Here is a 7,265-nt window from a genome sequence, read left to right on the forward strand (position 1 = left end):
TCGACTCTATCATCGGATCTTCGTGGATCCGCCAGCACTCGCGAGGTTCATCAGTTCGCGGGCGTGTTCGAGGCCGCTCACGGAGTCGGGCAGGCCGGACAACAGCCGGGCCATTTCGGCGGCGCGATCGTCGCCGGTCAGCTGGCGAACACTCGACTCTGTGACGGAACCGTCGCTGTCCTTGACGACGCTCAGGTGGTTGCCCGCGAAGGCCGCGACCTGGGCGAGATGGGTCACCACGATGACCTGGGCGGTTTCGGCAAGCCGGGCGAGCCTTCTGCCGATCTCGATCGCGGCCGCGCCGCCGACGCCGGCGTCGACCTCGTCGAAGACGAAGGTCGGAACCGGGTCTGTCGCGTTGATCACGACTTCGATGGCGAGCATCACCCGGGACAGTTCGCCGCCGGACGCGCCGCGGGCGAGGGTGCGCGGTTCGGCTCCCGCGTGCGGGCGCAGGAGGATGCCGACCTGGTCGCGGCCGTGCGCGGTGAGCTCTCCTCCGCTGTCGACCTCGACGACGAGGGCGGCGTCGGGCATCGCGAGGGCACTGAGCTCGGCCGTGACGGCGGTGCCGAGGGCTGCGGCCGCCGTGGTGCGGATGCCGGTGAGCCGGTCCGCGAGCGCCTCGACGACGAGCAGCTCGGCTTCGGTGTCGGCGCGGAGCTGCTCGATCCGGTCGGTGTCCCCGTCGAGTTCGAGCAGGCGGGCGCTGCCGGTGTCGAGGAAGGCGATCGCCTCGTCGAGGCCGCCGGCGTACTTGCGGGCCAGGCCGGTCAGCACGGCCCGTCGCTCCTGCACGATCTCGAGCTCGCGGGCGCCGTCGGCGTCGAGGCCGGCGAGGTAGCTCGAGAGCTGCGCGGCGACATCCGCCACGAGGAAGCCGGCATTCGCGAGGCTCTGGGCGAGCTCGGACAGGGCAGGGTCGTGGTCGCCGGCGCGTTCGAGTTGCCGGCGCGCGGCGTCGAGCAGGGTGACGGCATCCGGAAGCCCGTCGGGGTTCTCTTCCGCGGAGAGGAGTTCACGGGACTGGGCGGCGGCGAGCCGGAGCTCCTCGAGGTTGCCGAGCCGTTCGGCGCGGGCGGCGAGGTCGTCGTCTTCGGCCGCCTGCGGGGCGATCGCCTCGATCTCGTCGATGGCGGCGCGAAGGTCGGCGGCCTCGCTCGTGCGCTCGTCCTGTTCGGTGACGAGGCGGGCGAGTTCGGCGCGGTCGTCCTGCCAGCGGTGGTAGTGGGTCTCGAAGTCGGTGAGCACCGGGCCGAGTTCGGGGCCGGCGAAGCGGTCGAGGGCGGCGCGCTGGGCGCCGGCGGAGCGGAGTCGGACCTGGTCGGACTGCCCGTGCACGACGACGAGGTCGCCGCCGAGGTCGCCGAGCACGCTCGCGGGGGCGCTGCGGCCGCCGACGATGGCGCGGCTGCGGCCCTCGGCCGAAACCGAACGGCTGAGGATGAGGTCCGGGCCGTCGAGGTCTCCCCCGGCGTCGCGCACGCGGCCGGCGACGGTGCCGTCGGCGTCGACCTGCCAGCGGCCCTCGACCCAGGTCTGCTGCGCGCCGTGGCGCACGAGGCCGGGGTCTGCGCGGGCGCCGAGCAGCAGGCCGAGCGCGGTGACGACCATGGTCTTGCCCGCGCCGGTCTCGCCCGTGACGGCGGTGAAACCGGGGCCGAGCGGGAGGGTGGCTTCCTTGATCACGCCGAGGTCGCGGATGACGAGTTCTTCGATCACGAGCGGGCCTCCCCCGCGACGGGCCTGGTCACGCGCGGCTCACTCGCGCGAGGCGCGCAGGGCTCATCCACGCGGGGCTCACTCACGCGGCGCTCACTCACGTCCGACCGGTCCGCGCCAGCCCGTGACGGGCAGGTTGAACTTGTTCACCAGGCGGTCGGTGAACGGCCCGGAGTGCAGGCGGGCGAGGCGTACCGGCACCGGAGAGCGGCGCACGATCACGCGGGATCCGGCGGGCAGGTCGTGCACCCGGCGGCCGTCCGCGCAGAGCACCGCGGCTCCGCCGTAGTGCGCAAGCACCTCGACGGCGAGCGACGAGTCCGGCCCGACGACGAGCGGGCGGGAGAAGAGCGCGTGGGCGCTGAGCGGGACGAGCAGGAGCGCGTCGAGGCTCGGCCAGACGATCGGGCCGCCCGCAGAGAAGGCGTACGCGGTCGATCCGGTCGGGGTGGACATCACGATGCCGTCGCAGCCGAAGGAGGAGAGCGGCCGGCCGTCGACCTCGACGACGACTTCGAGCATCCGCTCACGGCTCGCCTTTTCGACCGTCGCCTCGTTGAGGGCCCAGGTTTCGTAGATGACCTCGTCGCCGAGTTTGACCCGCACGGCGAGGGCCATGCGCTCTTCGACGAGGTAGTCGCGGAGGAGGGCGCGGCGCACGGCTTCGCCGAGGTCGTCGCGTTCGCTCTCGGCGAGGAAGCCGACGTGACCGAGGTTGATGCCGAGCAGGGGCGCCGAGCAGCCGCGCACGACCTCGGCGGCGCGCAGGATGGTGCCGTCCCCGCCGAGGACGATGACGAGCTCGAGCTCGGTCGCCTGCACGGTTTCGCCGAGGATGGCGAGACGGCCGTCGAGCTCGGGGCAGGCGGCGAGGATGTCCGTGAGTTCGGTCGGCGCGAGCACGGGGGTTGCGTCAGAGGCGAGGAGCTGCTGGCAGACGGTCACAGCAGCCCGGAGCGAGTCCGTGCGCCCGGTGTGCGCGACGACAAGGATGTGCCGGGGTGATGCAGTCATCTCGTCACGCTCCCACCAGTGCCGTTGTGCGGTCGATCCATTCTGTCGGATTGCTGCCCACCCGCGCGCTCATCCAGCACAGATACTCCCGATTGCCCGCGGCGCCGACGATCGGGGATGCGATCAGGCCGTTTGTGCGGAGGCCGAGGTCCCAGCCCGCCCAGAGCACGCCGGCGATCGCGTCGGCGCGCAGGGCCGGCCGGTGCACGACGCCCTCGCGGATGCTCTCCTTGCCGACCTCGAACTGCGGCTTGATCAGCAGCACGAAATCGGCGCCCTCCGCTGCCGTCGCCACGAGGGCAGGCAGCACGGTCGGGAGTGAGATGAACGACAGGTCGCCGACGACGAGGTCGGGGCGGGTGTCGACACCGGATGCCGCGGCGAGCGTTTCCGGCGTCGCGTAGCGCAGGTTGAACCCCTCGACGGCCGCGAGGCGCGGTTCGTGGGCGAGTTCGGGGGCGAGCTGGCCGTGGCCGACGTCGACGGCGAGCACCTGTGCGGCGCCGCGTTCGAGGAGCACCTGGCTGAAGCCGCCCGTCGAGGCGCCCGCGTCGAGCACGGTCCGGCCCGCGACGGGGATGTCGAACGCATCGAGCGCCGCGATGAGTTTGTGGGCGCCGCGGCTGACGTAATGGTCGGTCGGGGCAACGACGAGCACCTGGTCGGCGCGCACCTTGGTGGACGCCTTGACGACGGGCTGGCCGTCGACCGTCACGAGGCCTCCGGCGATCACCTGCGCTGCTACCGTGCGCGAACGCACGAGCCCGCGGTCGGCGAGGGCCGTGTCGAGGCGCTGGTCGGGCATCCGCTCGGGAACAAGCTCAGCCTCGGACCCGGAGTCCGCCCCGGCATCCGCGTTCGCCTCAGGGCCGGGGTGCACTGTCGCCGCCCTCGAGGTGCGTGCGCAGCTCGTCGTGCAACTGCGCGTATGCCGCCGCGCGGTCTTCGAGGGGCAGGTCGCCGATGTCTCCGAGCCGGGACAGGAGTTCGTCCGCCATGGTCACATTTTCGGGGCTGACGCCCTGGGGGATGTCCGCTGGGTTCTGCTGCACCCTCTCCACGTTACCGTCTGAGATACAGTCGCTCCGGAACATTCAGCCCATAGACGGGCCGGCCGGACGCCCAGATCACGGCGCACGCGGCGCGGAGCAGATTGATCCCGCCGTCGCCCTCCGCGACGATCTCGACGTCAGCACCAGTGATGCGCACGCTCGCGCCTGCGACGGTCGCAGTGGCGCGGTCCTTGGAGAACACGGTCTCCGGGTAGGGCTCGTGCAGCTGGCGCAGGTCGTCGAGGATGAAGCGGGGGCGCTCCTTCTCTGCGGCGGCGAGGGCCTGCTTGGCCTTGTCGATGCCGGTGAGCACGAGCACCGCGGGAATGCCCGCCCGGTTGGCGCCGAGGATGTCGGTGTCGAGCCGGTCGCCGATAAAGAGCGCGTGCTTCGCCTGGAAGCGGGTCATGGCTTCGTCGAAGATCGCGACCTCCGGCTTGCCTGCCACGATCGGGAGACGGCCAACGGCGCTGTGCACGGCGGCGACGAGAGTGCCATTGCCGGGCGCGATGCCGCGGGCGACGGGGATCGTCCAGTCGGTGTTCGTCGCGACCCAGGGGATCTCGATGCCGTCTTCGTTCGGGTGCAGGGCGAAAGCCGCCTCGGCGAGGTCCTTCCAGCCGAGTTCGGGCGTGAAGCCCTGGATCACGGCTGCGGGGTGGTCGTCGGCGGAGCGGGTGATCTCGAATCCACCCTTCTCGACCTCCTTCACAAGGCCGGCTCCCCCGATGACGAGGATGCGCGCGCCGGCGGGCACCTCCTGGGCGAGCAGCCGGACGGCGGCCTGCGGCGAGGTGACGATGTCCTCGGCGCGGGCGTGCAGCCCGAGCTCGGTGAGGTGGTCGGCGACGGTCTGGTCGGTGCGGGAGGCGTTGTTGGTGAGGTAGCCGACCCGCACGGTCTCCGCGGCCTTGTTCAGGCTCTCGATCGCGAACGGGATCGCGTGCGGTCCCTGGTACACGACTCCGTCGAGGTCAGCGAGCACCACGTCGACGCCGGTGAGCGGCGTCGTCGTTTCACTCATGCGTCGGCGCCTGAGCATCGGACTCCTCGTCGGTTCCCGTCGCCGGGTCCCCTTCGGAGTCCGGCAGCACCACGTCGATGGTCTCGTCGGCGACGTCGATCTCGTCGATCTCATCGAGCTCTTCGACCTCGTCGATTTCGGCGGCGGGCTCGTCGGTTTCGGGCTCGTCACCGTCTTCGTCGTCGTCGTCGCTCGCATCGTCGACGTCGAAGTACTCGTCGTCGGTGTCCTCTTCGTCGATCTCGAGAATCTCGATGGTCTCGTCGATGTCGGCGGCGGATGCCTGGGCGGCATCCGCGCGGTCGGCGCGCTCATTCCACTGCGCGGCCTCGTCGGTGCGGCCGAGTTCCTCGAGCACCTCGGCGTAGGCGGAGAACAGCTCGGCACTGTAGGAGAACGCGGTCTTCGGGTCGAGCTGCGGGATGTCGAGCTCGGCCAGGGCGGCCTCGGTCTCCCCGAGGTCGAGACGGGCACCGGACATCGCGATCGCCAGGGCGACCTGGACGCCGGCGGGCAGGGTGGAGCGGTCGACGGAACGGCCGAGCTCGAGGGCGCGGTCCGGGCGACCGACGCCGCGTTCGCTGTCGACCATGAGCGGCAGCTGCGAGTTGGACCCGGAGATACGGCGGTAGGTGCGCAGTTCGCGCAGAGCAAGGGCGAAGTCGCCCGTGGCGTACGCGGTGATCGCGAGGCTCTCCCGCACGACCGCGATGCGGCCGGCACGGCGGGCGGCGCTCATCACGTGACGGTGGGCGAGCTCGGGGTCTTCGTCGATGACCCGGGCGGCCATGGCGAGGTGGGCGCCGACGGCCTCGGCGTTGTCCTTGGTCAGGGTCTTGAGTTCGTTCCGTGCGATCCGGTCGAGGTCGGCAGACGAGATGTCGTCGGGGAGCTCGGGGTCGTCGTGGCGCGGGCGCACCGAACGCAGCTCGCGCTGCATCCGCTGCTCTTCGGTCATTTCATCTTCGACGGCGCGGGCATCGCGGTCGCCGCGGGCGGGGGCGCCGTCGCGGGTCCAGAGCTTCTTGCCGGCGTCGCCGCGCGGTGCTCCGGCGCGGGTGGCCGAACCGCCGCGCTGGGTCGCGTTCGCCCAGGGCTTGCGGTCGCCGCCCGACTGCGGACGCTCGGTGCGCGGTGCGTCCTTCGACCACGGCTTGCGCTCGCCGGTCTGGGGACGATCGGAGTTGCCGCGGTACGCGGGACGTTCGCCGTCGCGCTGCGGGCGGTCGGTGCGGGGCGCGTCTTTCGACCAGGGCTTGCGCTCGGCGCCGTCCTGCGGACGGTCGGAGTTGCCACGGTACGGGGCGCGCTCGCCCGACTGCGGACGGTCGGAGTTGCCACGGTACGGAGGACGCTCACCATCACGCTGCGGGCGCTCAGTGTTGCCGCGGTAGGGCGCGCGCTCACCGGACTGCGGACGCTCGGAGTTGCCACGGTACGGAGCACGGTCGCCCTGGGGGCGCTCGGAATTGCCGCGGTACGGGGCACGCTCGCCCGACTGCGGACGCTCGGAATTACCGCGGTACGGAGGACGCTCACCATCACGCTGCGGGCGCTCAGTGTTGCCGCGGTAGGGCGCGCGCTCACCGGACTGCGGACGATCGGAGTTGCCACGGTACGGAGCACGGTCGCCCTGGGGACGGTCGGAGTTCCCGCGGTAGGGGGGACGCTCACCATCACGCTGCGGACGATCGGAATTGCCACGNGGAGCACGGTCGCCCTGGGGACGGTCGGAGTTCCCGCGGTAGGGGGGACGCTCACCATCACGCTGCGGACGATCGGAATTGCCACGGTAGGGGGCACGCTCGCCACTCTGCGGACGCTCGTTGTTGCCGCGGTACGGAGGACGATCGCCGTCGCGCTGCGGACGGTCGCTGTTTGCACGGTACTGGGGACGATCGCCCTGGGGGCGCTCGCTGTTCCCGCGGTACGGGGCACGCTCGCCGCTCTGCGGGCGGTCGGTGTTGCCGCGATAGGCGGGACGGTCGCCGTACTGGGGGCGGTCGCCCTGGGGACGGTCATTGTTTCCGCGGTACGGTGCACGTTCGCCACCCTGCGAACGGTCGTTGGTGCCACGGTAAGGGGGACGTTCGCCGTCACGCTGGGGACGGTCGGAGTTGCCCTTATAGGGAGGACGCTCACCGTCGCGCTGAGGGCGATCGGAGCGGCCCTGATAGCCGCCGGAGCCGTTGTTGCCGCGAGCCCCGGGCGGGCGTCCGCCGTCGCGTGCGTCATTACCGTTAGTTCCTGAAGGGCTCACTGTGTCTCCTGTGTAATTGGTTGCCTCGAAGGCAGACTCGTCAAGCCTACGGCTTAACGCAAAATGGCCACCCGTTAGGTGGCCATTTTGTGTATTTCTGGTGTTGCTAAGTTAAGTCCGGCGGTGTCCTACTCTCCCACAGGGTCCCCCCTGCAGTACCATCGGCGCTGAGAGTCTTAGCTTCCGGGTTCGG

At 71.1% G+C, this 7,265-nt stretch carries 5 protein-coding genes and 1 rRNA gene; all 6 read right to left on the minus strand.

Annotated features, from left to right (window positions below):
- Positions 1-9 precede the first annotated feature (9 nt).
- On the minus strand, positions 10-1,722 hold the full coding sequence (gene recN / locus E3O50_RS02195; RefSeq protein WP_134450154.1) for a DNA repair protein RecN: 1,713 nt from the start codon (positions 1,720-1,722) through the stop codon (positions 10-12).
- Positions 1,723-1,815: 93 nt separating this feature from the next.
- Positions 1,816-2,736: an NAD kinase gene (locus tag E3O50_RS02200; RefSeq protein WP_134450153.1), complete on the minus strand. Its 921-nt coding sequence runs from the start codon at positions 2,734-2,736 to the stop codon at positions 1,816-1,818.
- 4 nt (positions 2,737-2,740) lie between these two features.
- Positions 2,741-3,541 (minus strand): TlyA family RNA methyltransferase, encoded by an 801-nt coding sequence (locus E3O50_RS02205; RefSeq protein WP_134558570.1) that lies wholly within the window; start codon positions 3,539-3,541, stop codon positions 2,741-2,743.
- Between the two features lie 58 nt (positions 3,542-3,599).
- Entirely contained in the window at positions 3,600-3,788 is a 189-nt protein-coding gene (locus tag E3O50_RS02210) for a hypothetical protein (RefSeq protein WP_134450152.1), read from the minus strand.
- Positions 3,789-3,798: 10 nt separating this feature from the next.
- Positions 3,799-4,830 carry an HAD-IIA family hydrolase gene (locus E3O50_RS02215; RefSeq protein ID WP_134450151.1) on the minus strand — a complete coding sequence of 344 codons (1,032 nt, stop codon included), beginning with the start codon at positions 4,828-4,830 and terminating at the stop codon, positions 3,799-3,801.
- A 2,357-nt stretch (positions 4,831-7,187) separates the two neighbouring features.
- Positions 7,188-7,265: ribosomal RNA gene (gene rrf / locus E3O50_RS02225) — 5S ribosomal RNA — on the minus strand; the annotation flags it as partial.

Source organism: Cryobacterium sp. MDB1-18-1 (assembly GCF_004402735.1).
In the GTDB taxonomy this organism is placed as follows: Bacteria; Actinomycetota; Actinomycetes; order Actinomycetales; family Microbacteriaceae; genus Cryobacterium; species Cryobacterium glucosi.

Excerpts from the sequence above, each read along its gene's own strand:
- E3O50_RS02200 (WP_134450153.1), bottom strand. The coding sequence starts at position 2,736 with ATGACTGCATCACCCCGGCACATCCTTGTCGTCGCGCACACCGGGCGC.
- E3O50_RS02205 (WP_134558570.1), bottom strand. The coding sequence starts at position 3,541 with ATGCCCGACCAGCGCCTCGACACGGCCCTCGCCGACCGCGGGCTCGTG.
- E3O50_RS02215 (WP_134450151.1), bottom strand. The coding sequence starts at position 4,830 with ATGCTCAGGCGCCGACGCATGAGTGAAACGACGACGCCGCTCACCGGC.